Origin of the sequence: Stenoxybacter acetivorans DSM 19021, from assembly GCF_000745895.1 — a bacterium.
In the GTDB taxonomy this organism is placed as follows: domain Bacteria; phylum Pseudomonadota; class Gammaproteobacteria; order Burkholderiales; family Neisseriaceae; genus Stenoxybacter; species Stenoxybacter acetivorans.
This window is the reverse complement of sequence record NZ_KN050771.1, coordinates 81,102-102,705: the sequence shown is the minus strand read 5'-3', so window position 1 is coordinate 102,705 and position 21,604 is coordinate 81,102. Positions and strand designations below refer to the sequence as shown.

The 21,604-nt window shown below is 43.4% G+C and carries 20 protein-coding genes; 11 read left to right on the top strand and 9 right to left on the bottom strand.

Features of this window, described 5'->3' with window-relative positions:
• Nucleotides 1-64: 64 nt before the first annotated feature.
• Together Q384_RS11520 and aroA are read right to left on the bottom strand one after the other, a co-directional pair.
• On the bottom strand, nucleotides 65-1,516 hold the full coding sequence (locus tag Q384_RS11520; protein ID WP_037588339.1) for a S41 family peptidase: 1,452 nt from the start codon (nucleotides 1,514-1,516) through the stop codon (nucleotides 65-67).
• A gap of 193 nt (nucleotides 1,517-1,709) precedes the next feature.
• On the bottom strand, nucleotides 1,710-3,032 hold the full coding sequence (gene aroA, locus Q384_RS11515; RefSeq protein ID WP_037588338.1) for a 3-phosphoshikimate 1-carboxyvinyltransferase: 1,323 nt from the start codon (nucleotides 3,030-3,032) through the stop codon (nucleotides 1,710-1,712).
• A 533-nt stretch (nucleotides 3,033-3,565) separates the two neighbouring features.
• Between aroA and lpxC the strand changes: the two genes are divergently transcribed.
• From lpxC to upp, 10 genes are all read left to right on the top strand, one after another.
• Nucleotides 3,566-4,486 carry a UDP-3-O-acyl-N-acetylglucosamine deacetylase gene (lpxC, locus tag Q384_RS11510; RefSeq protein ID WP_037588336.1) on the top strand — a complete coding sequence of 307 codons (921 nt, stop codon included), beginning with the start codon at nucleotides 3,566-3,568 and terminating at the stop codon, nucleotides 4,484-4,486.
• An 82-nt stretch (nucleotides 4,487-4,568) separates the two neighbouring features.
• Nucleotides 4,569-4,937: a hypothetical protein gene (locus tag Q384_RS11505; RefSeq protein WP_037588334.1), complete on the top strand. Its 369-nt coding sequence runs from the start codon at nucleotides 4,569-4,571 to the stop codon at nucleotides 4,935-4,937.
• 110 nt (nucleotides 4,938-5,047) lie between these two features.
• Nucleotides 5,048-5,554 (top strand): OmpH/Skp family outer membrane protein, encoded by a 507-nt coding sequence (locus Q384_RS11500; RefSeq protein WP_037588333.1) that lies wholly within the window; start codon nucleotides 5,048-5,050, stop codon nucleotides 5,552-5,554.
• 12 nt (nucleotides 5,555-5,566) lie between these two features.
• Nucleotides 5,567-6,631, top strand: a complete 1,065-nt coding sequence (gene lpxD, locus Q384_RS11495) for a UDP-3-O-(3-hydroxymyristoyl)glucosamine N-acyltransferase (protein ID WP_051940970.1) — start codon at nucleotides 5,567-5,569, stop codon at nucleotides 6,629-6,631.
• A 4-nt stretch (nucleotides 6,632-6,635) separates the two neighbouring features.
• Nucleotides 6,636-7,091 (top strand): 3-hydroxyacyl-ACP dehydratase FabZ, encoded by a 456-nt coding sequence (gene fabZ, locus Q384_RS11490; protein WP_037588331.1) that lies wholly within the window; start codon nucleotides 6,636-6,638, stop codon nucleotides 7,089-7,091.
• Between the two features lie 310 nt (nucleotides 7,092-7,401).
• Entirely contained in the window at nucleotides 7,402-8,178 is a 777-nt protein-coding gene (lpxA, locus tag Q384_RS11485) for an acyl-ACP--UDP-N-acetylglucosamine O-acyltransferase (protein ID WP_037588329.1), read from the top strand.
• A gap of 51 nt (nucleotides 8,179-8,229) precedes the next feature.
• Nucleotides 8,230-8,544, top strand: a complete 315-nt coding sequence (locus Q384_RS11480; protein WP_037588326.1) for a hypothetical protein — start codon at nucleotides 8,230-8,232, stop codon at nucleotides 8,542-8,544.
• Between the two features lie 189 nt (nucleotides 8,545-8,733).
• Complete coding sequence (locus tag Q384_RS11475) at nucleotides 8,734-9,045, top strand: hypothetical protein (RefSeq protein ID WP_037588324.1); 312 nt, start codon at nucleotides 8,734-8,736, stop codon at nucleotides 9,043-9,045.
• A gap of 54 nt (nucleotides 9,046-9,099) precedes the next feature.
• On the top strand, nucleotides 9,100-9,411 hold the full coding sequence (grxD, locus tag Q384_RS11470; protein ID WP_037588323.1) for a Grx4 family monothiol glutaredoxin: 312 nt from the start codon (nucleotides 9,100-9,102) through the stop codon (nucleotides 9,409-9,411).
• A gap of 17 nt (nucleotides 9,412-9,428) precedes the next feature.
• On the top strand, nucleotides 9,429-10,055 hold the full coding sequence (gene upp, locus Q384_RS11465; protein WP_037588321.1) for a uracil phosphoribosyltransferase: 627 nt from the start codon (nucleotides 9,429-9,431) through the stop codon (nucleotides 10,053-10,055).
• Between the two features lie 63 nt (nucleotides 10,056-10,118).
• Here upp and Q384_RS11460 read toward each other — a convergent pair whose 3' ends face one another.
• Nucleotides 10,119-11,333 carry a multidrug effflux MFS transporter gene (locus Q384_RS11460; protein WP_037588318.1) on the bottom strand — a complete coding sequence of 405 codons (1,215 nt, stop codon included), beginning with the start codon at nucleotides 11,331-11,333 and terminating at the stop codon, nucleotides 10,119-10,121.
• 164 nt (nucleotides 11,334-11,497) lie between these two features.
• On the opposite strand from Q384_RS11460, the gene Q384_RS11455 reads away from it, so the two are divergent.
• The gene (locus tag Q384_RS11455; protein ID WP_037588316.1) at nucleotides 11,498-11,998 is read left to right on the top strand and encodes a TlpA family protein disulfide reductase; all 501 of its coding nucleotides are present in this window, start codon (nucleotides 11,498-11,500) and stop codon (nucleotides 11,996-11,998) included.
• Between the two features lie 366 nt (nucleotides 11,999-12,364).
• Here the strand turns inward: Q384_RS11455 and Q384_RS11450 are convergent, their stop codons facing one another.
• The 6 genes from Q384_RS11450 to Q384_RS13850 form a co-directional block, all read right to left on the bottom strand.
• The gene (locus tag Q384_RS11450; protein ID WP_037588313.1) at nucleotides 12,365-19,009 is read right to left on the bottom strand and encodes a putative Ig domain-containing protein; all 6,645 of its coding nucleotides are present in this window, start codon (nucleotides 19,007-19,009) and stop codon (nucleotides 12,365-12,367) included.
• The gene (locus Q384_RS11445; RefSeq protein ID WP_037588310.1) at nucleotides 19,002-19,373 is read right to left on the bottom strand and encodes a hypothetical protein; all 372 of its coding nucleotides are present in this window, start codon (nucleotides 19,371-19,373) and stop codon (nucleotides 19,002-19,004) included. Before Q384_RS11445 ends, Q384_RS11450 begins: the two co-directional genes overlap by 8 nt.
• On the bottom strand, nucleotides 19,370-19,939 hold the full coding sequence (locus Q384_RS11440; RefSeq protein ID WP_037588308.1) for a hypothetical protein: 570 nt from the start codon (nucleotides 19,937-19,939) through the stop codon (nucleotides 19,370-19,372). The genes Q384_RS11445 and Q384_RS11440 overlap by 4 nt, the downstream gene beginning before the upstream one ends.
• 61 nt (nucleotides 19,940-20,000) lie before the next feature.
• Entirely contained in the window at nucleotides 20,001-20,843 is an 843-nt protein-coding gene (locus Q384_RS11435) for a Tle-like phospholipase domain-containing protein (RefSeq protein ID WP_037588306.1), read from the bottom strand.
• Between the two features lie 5 nt (nucleotides 20,844-20,848).
• Nucleotides 20,849-21,403 carry a hypothetical protein gene (locus Q384_RS11430; RefSeq protein ID WP_037588304.1) on the bottom strand — a complete coding sequence of 185 codons (555 nt, stop codon included), beginning with the start codon at nucleotides 21,401-21,403 and terminating at the stop codon, nucleotides 20,849-20,851.
• A 3-nt stretch (nucleotides 21,404-21,406) separates the two neighbouring features.
• On the bottom strand, nucleotides 21,407-21,604 hold a 198-nt coding region (locus tag Q384_RS13850), incomplete at its 5' end, for a hypothetical protein (RefSeq protein WP_211251114.1).

The following is a 21,604-nucleotide window of genomic DNA, read 5'->3' as shown; positions in this document are numbered from 1 at the left end:
TATTTCTCGAAACAGCCCTTAACAACACAGCAAACATCAATATACTTTCAGGCAGCTTGTCTGATTATTCTTTATCCGCTTTTTTCTTTATCGGTTTTTTTGCCGCCAAACCCAATGATTGCTGCCATGCTTGCGGGTCTTTTACCAATTCCAACGCTTTTTTCAATTGTGCATCTTTAGCAGGATTGGGTTTATGGCGTTCCGCAATGTCTTCTTTATCTGTTTTTTCATTGGCTTTATTAAGCTCGGCAGAAGCGGCGGCTTCATCGTTGTCTGCCGATAAAATTTCGCCGTTTACTTCTTCGCCGCCAAATGGATTACTGATATGCCCGCCCAAATCGGCTTCACGGCTTTCAAATTTTCGGGTTTTATCCAACACTTCCACATCAGGTACAATGCCTTGCGCTTGAATAGAACGATCATTTGGTGTGTAGTATAAAGCAGTGGTTAATTTCATTGCGCCGCCGTTGGACAAAGGCAATACCGTTTGCACTGAACCTTTACCAAAACTTCGCGTACCCACAACCACTGCGCGTTTATTGTCCTGCAATGCACCGGAAACAATTTCAGAGGCAGAAGCCGTACCGGAATTAATCAATACCGTTATCGGAATGGTTTTAATTTCAGACGGCAGATTCACCAGTGGGTCATCACCGCTGTAAACATAATCATTCGGCGCAGCTTTTAACAACATGCCAACTTTATTGTCGCGTCCTTTGGTACTGACCACGGTTTGATTGGGTTGCAAAAAAGCCGCAGACACGCCCACTGCGCCATTTAACAAGCCGCCCGGATCATCGCGCAAATCCAATACCAAGCCTTTTAATTGACCTTTATTTTCTACGGATAACTGCTTAATCGCATCTGCCAAATTGGCAACCGTGCGTTCTTGAAATTGGGTGATGCGGATATAGCCGAAATTTGGCTCCAGCATTTGAAAACGCACACTTTTAACTTTAATAATGGCACGGATTAAATGCACCACAATCGGCTGGGTTTCGTCTTTGCGCGACAAAGTAAGGGTAATTTTGGTGTTGGGTTTACCGCGCATTTTTTTCACGGCTTCGGTAACACTCATATTGCGGGTGGATTCATTGTTGATTTTAACAATGTAATCGCCGCTTTTTACCCCCGCACGTTCCGCCGGCGTGTCTTCAATCGGCGCAACCACTTTAACAAACCCGTCTTCACTGCCGATTTCCATACCCAAACCGCCAAATTCGCCGCTGGTATTTTCTTTTAAATCACCATAATCTTTTGTGGTCATATACTCAGAATGCGGGTCCAGATTGGCAACCATGCCTTTCATTGCGCCTTCTAAAATCACATCATCGCTTTTATTTTCATAATAATTGGCTTTGATTTGACCATAAATTTCTGCCATGGTACGAATGGACTGCACCGGCAAGGCTTCTTTTTGCTCATTGGCATAACTTTGTACACTCAAAGTCAATAAAGCACCGCTTAATGCACCCACGCCATAAATAGCGATTTTTTTTACTGAAAATTTTTTCATCTTTATATTGTTCTTTCTCTTTAATAAATATCTTTGCCGGCATAATTCAGTGTTTAAGAGCCGTTTTTACTGCACTCTAACCACACATCACCCGAAACTTTGCCTTTAATCAAGACAAGATACAGCGTGTTTCCTGCTCTGAAAAGCAGGGGTTAATATCGGCAAAAGAATGATTAACTGCTTTAATAATGGTTTATTTTATATGAATATTTGGCTGTTGTACGGAATGGCTCAGCGTCTCAAAAATCTGAAAATAATCCGGAAATGTTTTGTTTACACATTGCGGATCATTGATATAAATCGGTGTATCCAACAAACTCACTAAAGAAAAACACATTGCCATTCGGTGGTCATCATAAGTATGGATATGCACATTGGGTATCAGTTTTTTCGGCGGCGTAATCTGAATACTGTCTTCGGTTTCCAATACCGTTGCACCCAATCGGCGCAATTCGGTTGACATGGCAGCAATGCGATCTGTTTCTTTCACGCGCCAGCTGCCGATATTGCGCAAAGTCGATGTGCCATTTGCCGCCAGTGCCACAATTGCCAAAGTCATCGCCGCATCGGGAATGTGATTGGCATCTAAATCAAAAGCATCAATTTGGCGCGTGGGTTCACGGGACACTTCAATAAAATCATCGCCATAAACCACAGTTGCTCCTATTTTTGCCAATTCGGCAGCAAACGCGGCATCACCCTGAATACTGTTCTTGCCCACACCCTGCACGCGAATCGGGCTGCCTGAAAGCAATCCGGCTACCTGAAAATAGGACGCACCGGACGCATCACCTTCTACATAAATTTTACCGGGCGTTTGGTAAACCGCGTTCGCGGGCAAATGAAAACGGCGGTGGGATTCATTATTCACCAAAACCCCAAATTTTTCCATTAAGTTCAATGTAATATCAATATACGGCTTGGATATTAATTCACCGATTACTTCAATGGTTTGTGCTTTGCCTGTAAGCGGCAATGCCAGTAATAAGGCTGTTAAAAATTGGCTGGAAACATTGCCGTTCACACGAATAATCGGTACATCACTATTTTTAAATTTACCTATTCTCAAAGGCGGAAAGCCCTGTTCGCCCAAGTAATCAATACTTGCACCCAACTGACGTAAAGCATCAACCAAATCACCAATCGGCCGCTCGTGCATACGCGGCACACCGCTTAATTGGTATTCGCCGCCCAAGACTGCCAATACTGCTGTCAGCGGACGAAAAGCCGTACCGGCATTGCCCAAAAACAAACTTGCTTGTTTTTGTTTAAACCGCCCGCTGCAGCCATGAATAAACAGGCTACCTGAACGTTTTTCTGTGTGAATACCCAATTGTTCCAACGCATTTATCATGTGCGCAGTATCGTCAGAATACAGCAGCGAAATAATTTCCGTTGTCTGGCCAGCCAGTGCCGATAACAACAAAATGCGGTTACTGATGCTTTTTGAGCCGGGCAGGGTAATCACACTTGCTTGCGCTTTTCGTGGCGGTAGATACAAAGAAGGGCTGGTCATTGCGGTGAGTTGTTGGCAAAAATGGGCTTATTATGCCTTTTTCGGTGGTTTTTGTAATGTGAAAAAATGGCTTTTGCAATGTAAAAAAATAAAAACCGTATGATTTGCTTGTTTTTATACTTGTTTTTAAATAATTAATTGGATGATGATGCTTATGAAGGGGTTTTTCCTGTGTATAAGTATTATAAGATATTGTATTGTAATTAAAATATAAAATATAAATCGAAGGTTTTCCTTGAGGAAAACATCGGGACAATTGTGGATAACTGTGTATTTTGGTTTTATGCCTGTGTATAAGTTTGGATAAATTAACCGTTTTGTGAGCAGCTTTGCGTTCACTTTATTTGGTTTGTTTTGATGTGGCGGGGTTGATTTGGTTTACAATATAGGCTGTCAAAGAAACAGTATTCGCGGCGGTAATATTTTAAGATAATGGCTGTGTTTTTTTATTCTTGCCGTATGATTGGTGCAGTGCCGCTGAAGCGTGTTTTGCTTTTAAGTAAAATCACTGTGATCATAAAATTGAGGTCAGTATGAAGCAGAGAACCTTAGCAAAATCAGTATTCGTTACCGGCGTTGGTTTGCATTCGGGTGAACGTGTGCGTTTGAGCTTGCATCCGGCAGCGGCAGATTTTGGCATCGCTTTTCGGCGCACCGACCTGCACGGTAAAGAAGGCGAAATGATTGCTCTAAGCCCGTCTTTGATTAACGACACCCGATTGTCGTCCACAGTGGTAACCGATTTGGGTGTGCGAGTCGGCACAATTGAACACATCATGTCGGCATTGGCGGCGTATGGCATTGATAATATTTTGATTGAACTGAATGCGCCGGAAATTCCGATTATGGACGGTTCCGGTTTGCCTTTTATCTATTTGCTGCAAGACGCGGGCGTAGCGGAGCAGGCAGCACAAAAGCGGTTTTTACGCATTAAAAAAACAATTGAAGTTGCCGAAGCGGATAAATGGGTGCGTTTTACGCCGTATAATGGTTTTAAGGTGCGCCTAACCATTGCTTTTGATCATCCGGTGTTTCATCGCAGTAATCAAACGCTTGAAATTGATTTTGCAGGACAATCCTACATTGATGAAATTTCCAGAGCGCGCACGTTTGGGTTCATGCAGGAAGTGGAGCTGATGCGCAGTCATAATTTGGGTTTGGGCGGTAATTTGAACAATGCCATTGTGATTGACGACATTGATGTACTCAATCCGGAAGGATTGCGCTATGCCGATGAATTTGTGCGGCACAAAATTTTAGATGCCATCGGTGATTTGTATGTTGTGGGACACCCGATTATCGGCGCGTTTGAAGGGCATAAATCCGGACATGCAATCAACAATGCCTTGCTTCGCAAGGTTTTGGCAGATGAAAATGCGTTTGAATGGGTTAGTTTTGTTGATGGCGATCGGAATTTACCGGCAGCGTTTCACGGCTTGCCTCAGGCTGCCTGAAAGTGTGTGTTATTGAATTATTCAACTGAAATTATCCAACTGATTTTGCTGTAAGCAACCATTATTAAAGAGAGTGATATAAATGGATTATAATCAAGCGGTTTCCCAAATGTTAAATGTTGACGGTGCGTTGGCAGCGGGCGTGGTGGATTTAGAAAGTGGCATGCTGCTCTCCGGCGGCGGTACGGTATCCATTGATTTGGAAATTGCGGCGGCAAGCAGCACCGAAGTGATGCGTTCTAATTTGCGTACCATTGATATGCTGGAAATGAAAGATGAAATCGATGATATTTTGATTACTTTGGGTGAACAATTTCATTTAATTCGTCCGCTGAAAAATCATGCCGGTTTGTTTTTGTATTCAGTGCTGGATAAATCCAAGGCCAGCTTGGCATTGGCGCGCCGTTCTTTATTGGATGTTGAGCGCGATATGGATACCTGTGCTTTTTAAAGCAGGTTTTTTTAAGGCATTCTTGTTTTTAAGGCATTCTTGTTTTTGAGTATTTAATTGGAATTGCTTGTTTTCAGGCAGCCAATATTTTTTAATAGGGGCTTACTCATATGTTTCAAAAAGCATTATCTCAATGCGCCGTGTTATTAGGATTGTTGCTGGCAAGCGGCATGATTTGGGCAGATTCTGTGCAAAAATTGGGTTTTATTGACACCATGCGTGTTTATCAAGAATCCAAACAAGCGCAAGCCATTCAAAAAAAGCTGGATAAAGAATTTAACAGCCGTCAAAAAGATCTGGAACAGATGCAAAAAGAAGGCTTGAAGCTGAAAGCGGATTTAGAAAACAACAAAATTCCGGAAAATCAACGCGAAGAAAAAATCAAACAAATCGTGTTTATGGACCAGCAATATCGCCAGCAAGCCGTGGCTTTGGCAGAAGACTATAATCTGCGCCGGAATGAAGAATTTGCTTCATTGCAACAAAATGCCGACCAAGTCATCATTGATTTGGCAAAAAAAGAAGGTTATGACCTGATTATTCAGGAAGCCGTGTTTGTTAATGGCAAATTTGACATCACAGATCAAGTTATTAAAGCCTTAAACGCCAAACAATAAGGGTTCAGACGCATGAGTGAACAAATCACTTGGACGGCAAGTGCTTTGGCAGCGCAATTCGGCGGTACGCTGCGCGGTGAAGATCGTGTAGTTGCTCGATTAATGCCTTTGGAAAAAGCAGGTGCGGGAGACATCAGTTTTTTAAGCAATCCGCGCCTGAAAAATGATGCGCTGGCAAGTCATGCCGATGTGTTGATTGTGCATTCAAATATGGCTGATTTTTTGGCACAGAAACCGTGCCTGATTATCAGTGATGACCCGTATCTGTATTTTGCCCGTGTGGCACGGCTGTTTCACCCGCCGAAAAAAGCCAAAAGCGGTATTCACCCCTCCGCAGTTGTCAGCAGCAGCGCAAACATTGCCGCTGATTGCGAAATCGGTGCGCAGGTGTTTATCGGCGATAATGTCATTATTGGTTCAGGCAGCCGCGTGTTGGCAGGTTGTGTGATTGAAGATGATTGTGTGCTGGGGCGCGACTGTGTGCTGCACTCGAATGTAACGGTTTATCACGGCTGCCGTTTGGGAGACCGTGTTGAATTGCATTCCGGTTGTGTGATTGGTGCAGACGGGTTTGGTTTGGCGTGGGATAAGCAGCGCAATGAATGGTTTAAAATTGTGCAAACCGGCGCGGTAGTGCTGGGTGATGATGTTGAAATCGGTGCGAATAGCACCGTGGATCGAGGCGCAATTGAAGACACCGTGGTTGAAATCGGCGCGAAAATTGACAATCAAGTACAAATCGGACACAACGGCAAAGTCGGTGCGCACGTAGCGATTGCCGGTTGTGCCGGTATTGCGGGCAGCACCGACATCGGCGCGTACAGCATTATCGGCGGCGCGGCAATGATTGGCGGACACCTCAATATTCCGCCCAAAACCATGATTGGTGCAGCCACTTCAGTCAGCCACAGCATCAAAGAAGCCGGTCATTATGCGTCAATGTATCCCTTGCAGACTCATAAAGAATGGGTACGCAACGCGGCGTATGTGCGTCATTTGCATGAAATGAATCAAAAAATTAAAAAATTGGAAAGTTTATTGTTGCCCGGCAACGAATCCACTGCCTTACAGGAATAGAAACATGGAATTTTCATTACCCATCGATGTACGCACCTTACAAAAATTATTGCCGCATCGTTATCCTTTTTTGCTTATTGACCGTGTGGTGCAATTTGAAGCCAATCAAACGTTAACCGCAATTAAAAACGTAACTGTCAACGAACCGTTTTTTCAAGGGCATTTTCCCGAATTTCCGGTGATGCCCGGCGTGTTGATTATTGAAGCAATGGCACAAGCCTGCGGCACACTGGCAATTTTGAGCCACGGCGGACGTGAAGACGATGAGATTTATTTCTTTGTGGGCATAGACAACGCCCGCTTTAAACGTCAAGTTGTGCCAGGTGATCAATTGGTGTTTGAAGTAACACTTTTGGCAAATAAACGCGGCATCGGCAAATTCAAAGGCGTGGCGAAAGTGGATGGTGAAATCGCTGCCGAAGCCGAAATCATGTGTGCCAAACGGCAAGTGGAAAAATAAAATAGTTCAACGCATTTATTTTCGCGGTTTGGCTTTAGGCTGCCTGAAAAACAAATGAAACAAATATAGCCGAATAACTTTATTTTTTATTATGCTAGAGTAGGTTATACATAATAAACTATTTAAATAAATAAGGTTAAATATTAAAATCTGTGCCGTAATGATGGATTTTTATTTATCGGGCTATATTATTTATTGCTGCGGTGTATCGCTGAAATGATTCGGCAGATGATTTGAATTAGACAAAACAGCGTTATTTTTTCAGGCAGCCTGTGATACCAATAAAACAATATTCAACAAGAAAATCAACATGACTCACATTCATCCTACCGCGATCATTGACAGCAAAGCACAATTGGACAGCAGCGTTCGCATTGGCGCATACAGCGTTGTCGGTGCAAACGTGGTGATTGGCAAGGATACTGAAATCGGTGCGCATGTGGTGATTGACGGACACACCACCATCGGCGAGCGCAATCGTATTTTTCAATTTGCTTCACTTGGTGCAGAGCCGCAAGACAAAAAATACCGCGGCGAACCCACGCGCTTGGTCATCGGTGATGACAACACCATACGCGAATTCACCACTTTCAACACGGGAACAGTAACCGGCATCGGTGAAACACGCATTGGTAACGACAACTGGATTATGGCATATGTTCACTTGGCGCATGATTGCGTGATCGGCAATCACACCATTTTTGCCAACAATGCTTCTTTAGCCGGACATGTAACCATTGGTGACTGGGTGATTTTGGGCGGCTTTTCATTGGTACATCAATTTTGCATCATCGGCGAACACGCCATGACTGCTTTTGCCGCCGGTGTACACAAAGACGTACCGCCCTACGTAATGGCAGCCGGTTATCGTGCCGAGCCGGCGGGATTGAACAGCGAAGGCTTGCGCCGCCGCGGTTTCACTGCCGAACAAATCGCCAACATCAAACGCATCTATAAAATTTTATATCGGCAAGGTTTAAGCTACGAAGAAGCCCGCGCACAAATTTTGGCAGAAGCCGACAGCGCACCGGAATTAAATGTTTTCAAAACCTTCTTTACAGCGTCTCATCGCGGGGTGATTCGCTGATTTCAGGCAGCCTGTCTAATGTTGTGATATGTGATACAGGGGGTGGCAATCATGAAATTGATTATTAAAGAAGAAGAATCAAAAGAAAGCCGATTTGATTCATTGGCATGGAAATTGGCTTTTACGCCTTGGATGATTTCATTTTTATTACTGATAATGGGTGCGCTGATTTCGGTGTTTTTTCATTGCGGCGCAGACAGAGAAGCGGTTAATGGCGGATGTGTGTTTTTAGGTTGGCCTCTTAATCCCTATTTTGATGGCTTAATGATGTCTTTCTTTGCGGCAGGCTTTGTAACCGTATTTTTATATTTTTGTATTTCCGCGCTTGTTAAAGGTTATGAGAACTTTACCGTTGATAAAAAATAAATTTTACAATCAAATAATTATCAAATGGTTATTTAAAAAATAATGTGAATATGTCAAATTTTGGCAGAAACAGGCAGTGTACTGGAATTAAATGTATTTAGAACTTTTTTCATGATTTTTATTGCAAAGTGATTTGTTGATATTTCAGACAGCCTGAATTAATGTTGAGATACAATAAAGGTAGAAATCATGAAATTGATTATTAAAGAAGAATCAAAAAGAGATAAGATTTATAATCGATTTTTTTTATTGGTATTGTTATTGGCTTTTGCGCCTTGGATAATCACATTTTTAGCGGGATTGATTGATTTATTGTCAGGGGTATTATTGAATTGCCGGTTAAGCAGTAAAAGTGATGACGAGTGCGTAATTTTAGATTGGCATACTGCTTCAACTTTTGAGCATTTAGTGTTTGGTTCTTTTATAGTGGTTTTTTTTACTGTGCCTATTGGATTTTTTATTCTGATTATTGGCATACTGCATATAAGATTTTCTAAATAACAAATTTTACAATCAAATAATGATTTATTTAAAAAAGAAAGAAAAGGCAATAACATGAATACGCAAGAAAAAATCAAAGAAATTGTTACCGCCAATCCGGTGGTGTTGTTTATGAAAGGCACCAAACAATTTCCGCAATGTGGTTTTTCTTCTCGTGCCGTGCAGATTTTACAGGCAGCCGGCTGCCAAGATTTTGTAACGGTGAATGTGCTGGAAGACGATGAAATTCGTCAAGGCATTAAAAAATATGCCGATTGGCCGACCATTCCGCAATTGTATGTGAACGGCGAATTTTTGGGCGGATCAGACATTATGCTGGAAATGTTTGAAGCAGACGAATTACAGCAAGTGCTTCCAAAAGCGTAAGCAGCGGCGGAGTGAATATGAACATCACCGTAATTGACCACCCTTTGGTAAAACACAAATTATCACTGATGCGTGAAGCCGATTGCAGTACTTATCGTTTTCGCGCACTCACCAAAGAATTGGCACGGCTGATGGCTTACGAAGCCTGCCGTGATTTTGATGTGGAAGATATTCGCATTCAAGGCTGGTGCGGTGAAATTAATGCGCAGCGAATTAAAGGCAAAACAGTTACAGTCGTACCGATTTTGCGGGCAGGTTTGGGTATGCTCGACGGCGTTTTGGATTTGATCCCCACTGCAAAAATCAGCGTGGTGGGTTTGCAGCGTGATGAAGAAACCCTGCAACCCGTGCCGTATTTTGATAAATTTGTGCAAGGTTTAGATCAACGCCCTGCGTTGATTATTGATCCCATGCTGGCAACCGGTGGTTCAATGAATGCAACAATTGATTTGTTGAAGAAAAAAGGCTGTCAAAACATCAAAGCATTGGTGCTGGTGGCGGCACCGGAAGGTGTTCAGGCAGTGAATGAAAAACACCCTGACATTACCATTTATACCGCCGCTTTAGACAGCCATTTAAACGAAAACGGCTATATTATTCCCGGTTTGGGTGATGCGGGCGATAAAATTTTCGGAACAAAATAAATCTTTAAAATCAATATAAAGGCTGCCTGAAAAACGTTTTCAGGCAGCCTTTATTGTTGTATTTTAATTTTGCCAAGCCCGTCTTGACAGCAACCACAGCAAGGCAATGCCAAACAGTGTTGAAGCCAGCATCATGCTCGGCATCACATAGGCTGTGCCGTTGTGTAAATACGTGGTCAGCCAGCCAACGCCGGCGGCAATCACAAATTGGGACACACCCAAAACGGCATTGGCACTGCCACCACCCTTGTGAAAATAACCCATGTAGCAAGCCATGGCATTGGAGGAAATCAAGCCTGCCGAACCCACTGAAAACATCATAAAAATCAATATAATAAAAAATGGCGGCAAATGCCAAGTCCAAACGGCAACGGCCAAACACAGATTGCAGATAAACTGTATGGCAACGCCGCTTAATAGAATATTTTTGGCATCGGTGGTGCGCAGCCGATAAGCGGTGATGCGGTTAAACAGCATCATGGTAATGATGTTTGCACCAAATGCCCAAGCGTATTGACGGGGATTTAAGCCGTAGTGTTCCATGTAAACAAATGATGATTCGGTGAGAAACACAAACATCGAAGAAAAGCAAAAGGCTTGCATAAACAGAAAACCCAATGCTTCAGGCTGCCTGAAAACCTGTGCAAAATTGCGGACAATATCAGCGAATACATGATAATTGAGTGGTTGTGGAGTAAACGGTTTTTGCGGCATAAATCGCCACAACAACACGCAAACCAACACACCATACGCCGCCAAAAACGCAAAAATACTGCGCCAGCCGCCGAACTGTTCCAGCAGTATTGCGCCCAGCATGGGTGCGGCTAAAGGGGCTGCCATCATGATGATGCCAATGGTGGTAAACATTTTTGCCGCTTCGCGTCCTTGGAAAAAATCGCGCACCGTTGCGCCGATGGTTACTGTGGCAATACCGGCACCGGCTGCCTGAACCATGCGCCAAAACAACAGTGCATCAATGGAATCGGTTCGCATCATGATGATTGATGCGATTAAATAGATAATCGCGCCCAGCAGTGCAATACTGCGGCGGCCTTTTAAATCAGATAATGCACCGCCCAATAATTGCCCGATGGCGCAACCGAACAAAAAACTGCTTAAACTTTGTTCAATGCGGTGGATATTGGCAGACAAAGCGTCTGCCATTATGGGAATGGCGGGCAGATACATATCGGTGGCAAACGGCATCAAAGCCGCCAAAACCGCGAGCAGGGCAGCCAGTTTTTTGGGTGAAAGCGTGTTGGGTGATGTGTGTTCCATAAAATGGGTATTGTTTGATGATTAAGGGCAGATGTTAAGGCATTAAAAAATCAACAACAACCCCAACCTTTTACTGTGCTGAAGACGTAATCATTTATGTGAATGGATTGATTGGGTTATTATTGATATATGTAATCGCATTTTATTGATTTTCGGGGCTGATGATGAAACGTTTTTTATTATTTACCGCTTTGATGAGCGTGATTTTTCCTGCTTTTACCGCAGATTTACACAGCTGGCCGCAGGAAAAGGCAGTGTCGATTGAAGCAGAGGCAAACACCATTCAAGTGATTAATGTGTGGGCAACGTGGTGCAAACCCTGCCGTGAAGAAATGCCCATGCTGGATACATGGTATCGGCAGCAGCAAAAAATCGGCGGAAAACCGAAAGTTTCTTTAATCAGCATTGCATTGGATCGTGCGGAAAATTTAAGCCGTTTTCAGCAGCAAGTTCGCGTGTCTTATCCGTGGTGGCGTTACACGGGCAATGACAGCGTGGCATGGATGCAATCGCTCGGCAACCCCGTGGGCGCGCTGCCGTTTACATTGATACGTGCGCCGCAGTGCGGCTTTAAACAAACTTTATTGGGTGCGCTGAAACAAGATGAATTAAACCAAGTACTTCAGGCAGCCCGTAAACAATGTGCGGCAAAAGGAAAAGTCTAATTTTCAGCGGTTAGAATTTTTACTGCTTTGGCTATTTTTTGCCGTTAAACGTTCATGCCATGCAGCTACGCTTGTTCTCGGAGCAGCACTATCTGTAATTAAAGCAGAGTAATAATAACCAAAACAAGGCATTAAAATATTTGGAAAGGTATTATGGTAATGGTTAATCAGTGTCAAAAAAGTTCATTACTTTCCTGTTTTTCATAAAACTTCAGGCAACTGCTGATAATCGGCGCTGCCTGAAAAAAGCCCTGCTTCTGCCGCAATCAAATACAGCAATCAAAGTATGCAGTCAGTCTATTCGCCGCCGATCGGCTGCCTGAATAAGGGCTGACAACACACTTTGATAAAACGCTTATAAAACGTTTATAAAATTCCCGTCGTTTGCATCAGCTGATTCATCTGATTTAACTCATCAAACACCGTCATGGATTGCGGCTGCGGGTCATAATCGGTAAGGTATTGGCTGAAATCGGGGTTTTCCAACACCGCATCTTTCAATTCAATGCGCTCGATTCTGTATCCGGTATTCTTATCCAATTGACCGATAATCCGCACTTTATTCTCACCGTCTTGAGTGAAAAGTTCCACCGAACCGAAATTTTTGTCAAACAACAAATCCGCCAGACTTAAATCAGTGAAACGCAAAGTATCAGCCCCGCCCATATCGGTAACAATGTCTTGACCGAATAAGCCACTGAAAACATAGCAATCATCACCATCTCCGCCCACTAAGCCATCGTTGCCAATGCCGCCGTCCAAGATGTCGTTGCCGTCATCTCCCGATAAATTATCATTGCCGGCTTCACCATACAGTACATCATTGAAACTGTCGCCAGTAACCCAGTCATCACCGTTGCCGCCGTATAAATTCAAGGGGTATCCCACCAAAGGAAAGCCGGCACTGAGCAACTCGCTGTTGTCGCTGCCGTGTATGGTAAAGCCGATGGTTTGGAAGTCGCGCAACGTAAGGGTTTGGTCGGCAAACACAAAGGTATCAACCAAGCCGTATTCTTTGGAGAAAAACTGGCGTATTTCAATTTGATCGCCTGCTTGATAACCACTCAAAATCAAACTGTGTGTATCCGTTATTTGAAACAATACTTCGCTGAAGGAAACATCGGTGAAGCGAATGGTGTTGGCAACGTTGTATTCATATTCACAAATTGCATCTTGTCCATGCCCTTTGCTGAATTCATAAATATCGCGCCCCTCACTGCCGCTCAAAAAGTCATCACCTGCGCCGCCGATTAAAAGATCCTCGCCCGCACCCGCCCAAATACAGTCATTGCCGTCGCCGCTGTTGATGATGTCTGAATACGCCGAAGCGGAAAGAAGGTCATCGCCGCTGCGACCGTCAATATGAACGGCAGTGGTGTAATTATTTAAGTAATCTTGGTATAAGAGATCTCGTTGCTCTGTGCCGAGAACCTCGGCGAACAGGGTTGATTCAACCGCCAGTGTAAACGTTTGTGAAATACTTGCGCCGTGTGGGTCGGCGGCGGTCATTGTGATGCTGTAACTACCGTGGCTGCCTGAAGGGGCTGTGCCGCTGAAGGTTTGGGTATCGGGGTTGAATTGCAGCCATTCGGGCAGGGCTTCGCCGTTTTCCAAGGTTGCGGTTAAATTGAGCGGGTCGCCGTCGGCATCGGTAAACGCGTTTTCAGGCAGCGTGAACTGAAACGCATCGCCGATTTGCGCGGTTTGTGCGGCGAGTGGTTCACCGACAACAGGTGGGGTGTTAATGGGTTTGGGATCTTCGGGGTCAACGGGATCAACAGGGTCAACAGGGTCAATAGGGTCAACGGGATCGACAGGATCAACGGGGTCAACCGGATCGGTTGGTTCTCCCAGCAAATCGGCAAGGCTTAGGGTTCTGTCAGCGAATTGGAAATGTTCGACTTGGGCGGTTTTATCGGCAAAACTATTGGCAATACGGATTTCATCGGTGCTATTCAATAAGCGCAGCACCAAATCATCGTTTTCGTGCAGCACCAAAACTTCGCTGAAGGCAATATCGGTGAGCCGCAAAGTATCGCTGATGTCATAACCCGCTGCCCAATATTCGGCTCTATCATTGTGTTCGTAAATAACATCTTTACCATCGCCTTTTTGATACAAATAGGTATCGCTTTGACCGCCGCCATACAGATAATCATCACCGGTGCCGCCATTGAAAGTGTTTTTACCTTGAAAGTCATTTGAATACAGTTTTTCCCTGCCATATAGAGTATCATTACCCGCACCGCCATTTAAAACATCATCACCCCTTGAACCATAAAGCACATCATTACCACCGTTGCCATTGAGTACACCGCCTAAAAGCCAAGATAAGGCGAACCAAGTGAGGGCGATATCATCATTCTCTTCTGTGCCGTTTTTGGTTATCAAATCAGTCATTTTGGCAATATCAAAAACATCAATGTTCCGGTCATCGAATACCAATTGATATCGCGGTACATGTAATCCATTGCCAAAAAAGTACTCAATAGTCAATTGATCATCGGTTCCGTAGGCTGAAATAATTAACGTATCTCCGGATCGGGTGAAAACTGCATCGGTGGAAAATGCGCCTTTAAACACCACTTGATGAAAAGCAATTTCCATAAAATAGTCGTTATCAATAAAATTAAGCGTCTTATCATTGTGGGTAATTTGATAAGTAGCTGAATGTGATTGCCATTCTGCCGCCCATTCTTTTCCGGTTTTTAAAAAATAAATTTGGGCAAAAACTGAATAGTCACTGTAATAAATATTTCCGTATTCATCTGCCCACATGCTGCCGAAACATATATTGCCTTCAGGATTGATGCTTATTGGCAGTAAGCCATTGTCGCTCAATGTATCCTGACCATGCCCTTTCTCAAACCAAAAAGTATTTTTACTGTTTGTACCGGAATTGGTGGAATAATCATTACCCGTGCCGCCCTCTATGTAGTTAATTCCCCTTATTACATATAAGAAATCATCGCCGGCACCGCCATAAAGCCAATCACCTCCAATTCCAGTGCCGCCACTGGTCGTATCATCTCCGTATAGATCATCGTCGCCGCCAAAACCATAAATGGCATCACTGCCTTTTGTACCAACCAATAAATCACCTTGATTGCCGCCGTAAACAGCACCTATTCCTGCGGGTGGTGGATTACTGCTGCTATGACCACTCTGCGCTTCCAGCAACGCTTTCAGATAAGCCGGCAAATGACCTGAATTCTGATTTTTCTCCTCAAAAATTAGAGCATTGTCATTGTCTGTCAGTTTAAAATAATCTTTGATAATCAATTGATGATTGCTGTCTGCTGAACCATCTTCCTGTTTCAATGACAGAATTAAATCACTGGAATCAGCTGACAAAACATAATCCGACAAATTGCTGTCCATCAAATACAAGCGCTCTCCTGCACTGAAATCAATAATGGTTTGTACACCCGGGTTTTGACGGAATACTTGAAATACATCGCTGCCTTCGCCGCCGATATAAAAGCCGTTACCGCCGCGCAGATTTAAAGTATCATTGCCCTCTCCGCCGTCTAAGTCATTATCACCTTCGCCGCCGTCTAAAACATCATCGCCATTATTACCTTCCAAATAATCATTGCCCTCACCACCATTTAAAATATCGTTTCCCAAACCGCCGTAAAGCGCATCCATATCACTGCCGCCATACAACTGATCATTACCTTTTCCGCCTTCCAGAACATCATTACCTGATTCTCCATATAAAACATCGTTGCCACCGGGATATTTATTATCCTCATCATTACGCCAATCATCGCCAACAATATAATCGTCGCCGTTGCCGCCATACAAAGTATCATTGCCGCCGTTTCCTCTTATGGTGTCATCTCCGTCCAATCCATAAATGGCTTCGCTTTTAAAGCTGCCGCTGATGTTATTGTCGTTGTCATCGCCGTAAATATCACTGCCCAACGGCAAATCGCCTTCTCCCTGCAAATAAGCCAGCCACATTTTGATGTCGGCGGGAGAATAGGGCATGTAGTTGAGATCATCGCTGATAAAAGCATTGGCATCATCTGGTAATTGGAAATAGTTTTGAATAATCAGCACACAGTCTTCAGAATCGCTTGAAACCAGATGTAAATCATCATTGTTTCGCCGCGGAAAATAATCCAATTCCAATATACTGTCTTGAAATATACCGCCTTGCAATACAATTGCATCACCATCACTGAAGTCGGTAATCACTTGCGTACCCGCTTGCCAGCGATGCACCATAAACACATCACCGCCTTCTCCGCCGGTATAAACACTGTCGCCACCGCGCAGATTTAAAGTGTCGCTGCCGCTGCCGCCGTCTAAAATATTATTGCCGTATCTGTTGTCCAGATAATCATTACCCTCGCCGCCATTTAAAACATTATCGCCATCTCCGCCGTCCAGATAATCATCACCTTCGCCGCCGTTTAAAACATCAGTACCATCCGAGCCATACAAGGTATCATTACCTTTACCGCCGTCCAGAAAATCATTATCGGATTCACCGTCCAGATAGTCATTATCATCTCCTCCGTCTAAGACATCATTGCCGAAACCACCCAACAGATAATCACTGCCGCCTTCACCGTATAGAAAATCATTGCCATGATAATAGTCAGGTAAAAGATTGATTTTATTATCTCCGTAAATAAAATCATCACCGCTGCCGCCATACAGCGTATCGTTATTGCCGCCGCCTGTGATTTCATCGTTGCCGCTGCCGCCATCAATATAATCATTACCGTGATATGAATATGGTGTTCCGTTCAAACCGCATGTGCTCGAACTGTCTCCATTCAAATCGTCATCACCGCCGCCGCCGTAAATCACATCATCGCCTGCCAATCCAAAAACAATATCATTGCCGTCATTATCGCCTTCTTCAAAATCATCACCGAGAATATAATCGTTTGTCCAACCGGCAATAATATCATCATTGCCGTTGCCGCCGACAAGCATATCGTTTTCGGTCAAGAGTATGATGGATTGATTGGTATCAATCCCTGCATACATTGTTGCATCGCCTTGCATAAATATACCCCAGAGAGAACCGATTTTGATGATTACATCAGCAAATTCCGGCATTTTAAATTGATCATCAGGGCTGATTCGCCGATCAATAGATAAGTAAGCACTGCTTAAAATAAAATCATTTCCGTCGCCGCCGTAAATCTGATCCCCGCCGCTGCCGCCTGCCAATAAGTCATCACCCTCATTGCCGTAAATAATATCGTCGCCGTCTCTGCCATCTAAAGCATCATCGCCGCCGAAACCCTGCATCAAATCTTTTTCTGCCGAACCGCGGATTACATCGGCAAATTCGGGCGAAGAAATACCGCCAACCAGTTCACCGGTGGCGGTATCGTAATGCACTTTCGACCAATCATAAGCATCAGGATTATTACCTTTATAATCAGGGTCATCGCCAACCGGCGGCGGTATTTGATCACCGTTGTAAACTTTATAGCCATCGGTATTTTGTACTTGGCCTTGCAATTCAATACCGAGTACGCCGCTGTAGCCGTCTCCATTTGATGAGGCTTGCAGGAAATAATTTTTGATTAAAACCGAACTGCCGTCGGGTTGATACGAAATGGTTAAATCATTTTGTCCGGTTCGAAAAGCCAAAAACTTACCGTCCGGTTGACCTTCTTCATTCAAACTTTCCCAGCGATTGCTGCCCGCAACGGTTTCAAACAATGGACTGATGCTTTGGCTGCCGCTTGAACGGGTTCTCATTGATGCACCGCCGTTGCTGCCAAACCAAATAACGCCTTCGCCGTCGATATCCAAAATAGTATCGCGCCCTTTGATATAGTAGCCGTCAAATCCCATCCCACCCTCTAAATAATCATCTCCTGCACCGCCGTCCAACGTATCTTTGCCGTCGCCGCCGTATAAATGATCATATCCCTCACCGCCTACTAAATTATCAATACCTGAACCGCCGAATTGAATGGTTTGTTGTTGTTCGTCGCTGCCAACCAGTTCAATGGATATATTTGCTTCAGCATCGGTGATTTTTAAATTCTTAGTTTTAAATTGATTTAATTCAGGATTTACCAATAAAATAGCGGGTACGCCTGTTCCCCAATGACTGTCGTATTCCTTTAAATTAAAGGAGGCTTGATAATTGAGATCGCTTTTATCCAATACAGATTTAATCAGTAATAGCTGATTACGATCATTTAACCAAGAAGCAGTAATTTGTCCTGTGTCATTCTCGGCATCGTATAAATCCAATTTATTGCTGCCGTTGTGCTGAGTATAATCCACACCGATAACAGCGAAAGAATTAAGTTTTTGCAGTGCGTAAATATATGCTTGTTTTTCAGCATTAGGAATACTGGTATCAATAATAAGATTGTTTACAGTATTGGTATCAACAATCTTTAAATTTTGATATTCGTGTTTTAATTGAATATCCGTCGGGTTATTAGAATTAATGATTAATATTTTTTCAATTAAATCATATAAATTCTTATAAAAATCTTCTTTGTTATCTGTGGGCGTTTTGGTAATATCGCCGCCCATAATAATATGGCGCAATTGATCCAAAGCAGCTTCAAGAGAACGTTCGTTAATATTGACGGCTGCCTGAATGATTTCACCAATTTTGGCAATGGTTAATGTCGGCATCAATGCATTGAACAGCGCATAAATTGCCAATGATTCACTCAATGTGCCGATAGAGTGATTGCTGAGGGGATCCAGATAACTTTCGGTTTCCACCAAAATCGGCGGGGATAATTGTGCGCCCAGCCCTGAGATAACAGAAATACCGCCTGTGCCTCTGATGTTGATAATATCCGCCACCAGCGCGGTGTCATCTAAGCCGAAAGCAGTTCGAAATGCCTCCACCACATTGCCTACCGGACCGCCGAGACCGGGCGCGTTGTAGGTATAAACTTGCCCAGCTTCGGTAAACCAAGTACCGACTGCCGCCGCCAGATAACCGCCGAGTGAATGCCCGCTTATGGTAAAGCCATTTTTTAAAGCACCGTTATCAATCACCGTTATCAATCCATGAGCGAACTTGTGTTTGGAGTTGAATAAATTGCGGATTTACATAAGAAGGGAAACCCATTGCCAAAATATAATCGGCATAGTAATCACCGGGACTTTCCGAGCCGCGAATTGCCAAATGCCGTGTGCCTTGGGTGGATTCAAATACGGTTGCCGATACGCCCGATACGTCGGTGTATTGGTCGATGACTTTCCAGGCATCCACAAAAGAATTTGCTTGGCGTTCTGCCATTTTTTTGTCTGTCAGAGCTCCTTTATAGTCATTAACAGAAATATTAAATTTCAAATTTTCTGCATAAGAAGCCAATGCCAACAAAGATTGTTGATAAATGGTTTGGATAGAATTACTCATTTTACTGTCTCCTTGATAAAGATTGCTTGGTTAAGTTCAAAATTGGTTTTAGGTTGTGGGCAACGAAAACTAGATGACATCCACCATCCAGGAAATCCTCCGCCTACTCTGTGATAACTAACTAACATGGCAATAATTTTTTTGTCTTTTCGCCTCATTACTATTGAACAGCTACGTCGTATAGTTGGATTATCACTTCGTATATATATATCTTTGTCACTTCCAAAAAAGTAGTCTTGTGCTGGGCTGCTGTTATCTTCGTATTTAAGACCTTCTTCCATTAATTTATCATAATCTTCTGGCGATAACACAACCTTTTCATAAACCTTAACACCGCCGTCAATCGCACATAATCGCTTTACTTCGGCATCGTAGTAATACACTCTTCCGCCGCCGTACCAAAACGAAGCGGCAAACCATGCTAAAAAAATCAGCACAAAAGACAAATCAATCAAAAATCGGCTTGTATTGGGTTTATTTTTACGCCATTTCAGCCACAACTTTCCCGTCCATTGAGTCAGCTTAAACCAAATAAAAGCAACAGCCATTAAATAAAATGCGCTCATCGTTTAAATCTCATTTACACAAATAGGTTGCCTGAAAGCGTGAAAGCCTATTCTCATATTTTCAGGCAGCCTGTCTGATAAAATTTTGCTCATCGAATACATATTCAAGAGAACGTTCGTTAATATTGACGGCTGCCTGAATGATTTCACCAATTTTGGCAATGGTTAATGTCGGCATCAATGCATTGAACAGTGCATAAATTGCCAATGATTCACTCAATGTGCCGATAGAGTGATTGCTGAGGGGATTCAGGCTGGTTTCGGTTTCCACCAAAATCGGCGGGGATAATTGTGCGCCCAGCCCTGAGATAACAGAAATACCCCCTGTGCCTCTGATATTGATAATATCCGCCGCCAGCGCGGTGTCATCTAAGCCGAAAGCAGCTCGAAATGCTTCCACTATATTGCCTACCGGACCGCCGAGACCGGGCGCGTTGTAGGTATAAACTTGCCCCGCTTCGGCAAACCAAGTACCGACTGCCGCCGCCAGATAACCGCCGAGTGAATGCCCGCTCACAGTAAAACCGTTGTTTAAAGCACCGCTGTCAATCCAAGAACGGACTTGTGTTTGTAGTTGAATAAATTGCGGATTTAAATAGGAAGGAAAACCCACTGCCAAAATAAAATCGGCATTGTAATCACCGGGGCTTTCCGAGCCGCGAATCGCCAAATGCCGTGTGCCTTGGGTGGATTCAAATACAGTTGCCGATACACCTGATGCATCGGTGTATTGGTCGATGACTTTCCAGGCATCCACAAAAGAACTGGCTTGGCGTTCTGCCATATTTTTGTCTGCCAGAGCGTCAATGTAAGGTTCACGTGGAATATTAAATTTCAAATTTTCTGCGTAGGAAGCTAATGCCAACAAAGATTGTTGATAAATGGTTTGGATGGAATTACTCATTTTTATTACTCCTTGGTAAAGATTGCTCGTTTAAGATCAAAATCAAAATAATTAGGACAACTGAAGCTAGAAGAATACCACGGACCGGGAAACCCTCCACCAACTCGATGGTAGCTAACTGAATCACCAAATATTCTTCTATTATGTATTGATATAACAACCCAATTACTTCGCCGTATAGTTGGGTTATTTTTTCGTATATAGATGTTGGTATGCTTTACAAAATATGGGATTGTTAGATCATGGCTATTTTCGTTTTGAAGTCCTACTTTCATTAATTTATCATAATCTTCCGATGATAAAATAACCTTTTCATAAACCTTAATACCGCCGTCAATCGCACATAATCGCTTTACTTCGGCATCGTAGTAATACACTCTTCCACCGCCGTACCAAAATGAGGCGGCAAACCATGCCAAAAAAACCAGCACAAAAAATAAATCAATCAACAGTCGGCTTGTATTGGGTTTATTTTTACGCCATTTCAGCCACAACCTCCCCGTCCACTGGGTCAGCTTAAACCAAATAAAAGCAACAGCAATTAAATAAAATGCACTCATAACTTAAATCTCATCTATACAAACAGGTTGTCTGAAAGTATGAAAACCTATTCTTATGCTTTCAGGTAACTTGTCTAATAAAGCTTGAACGATTTCACCAATTTTGGCAATGGTTAATGTCGGCATCAATGCGCTGAACAGTGCATAAATTGCCAATGATTCACTCAATGTGCCGATAGAGTGATTGCTGAGGGGATTCAG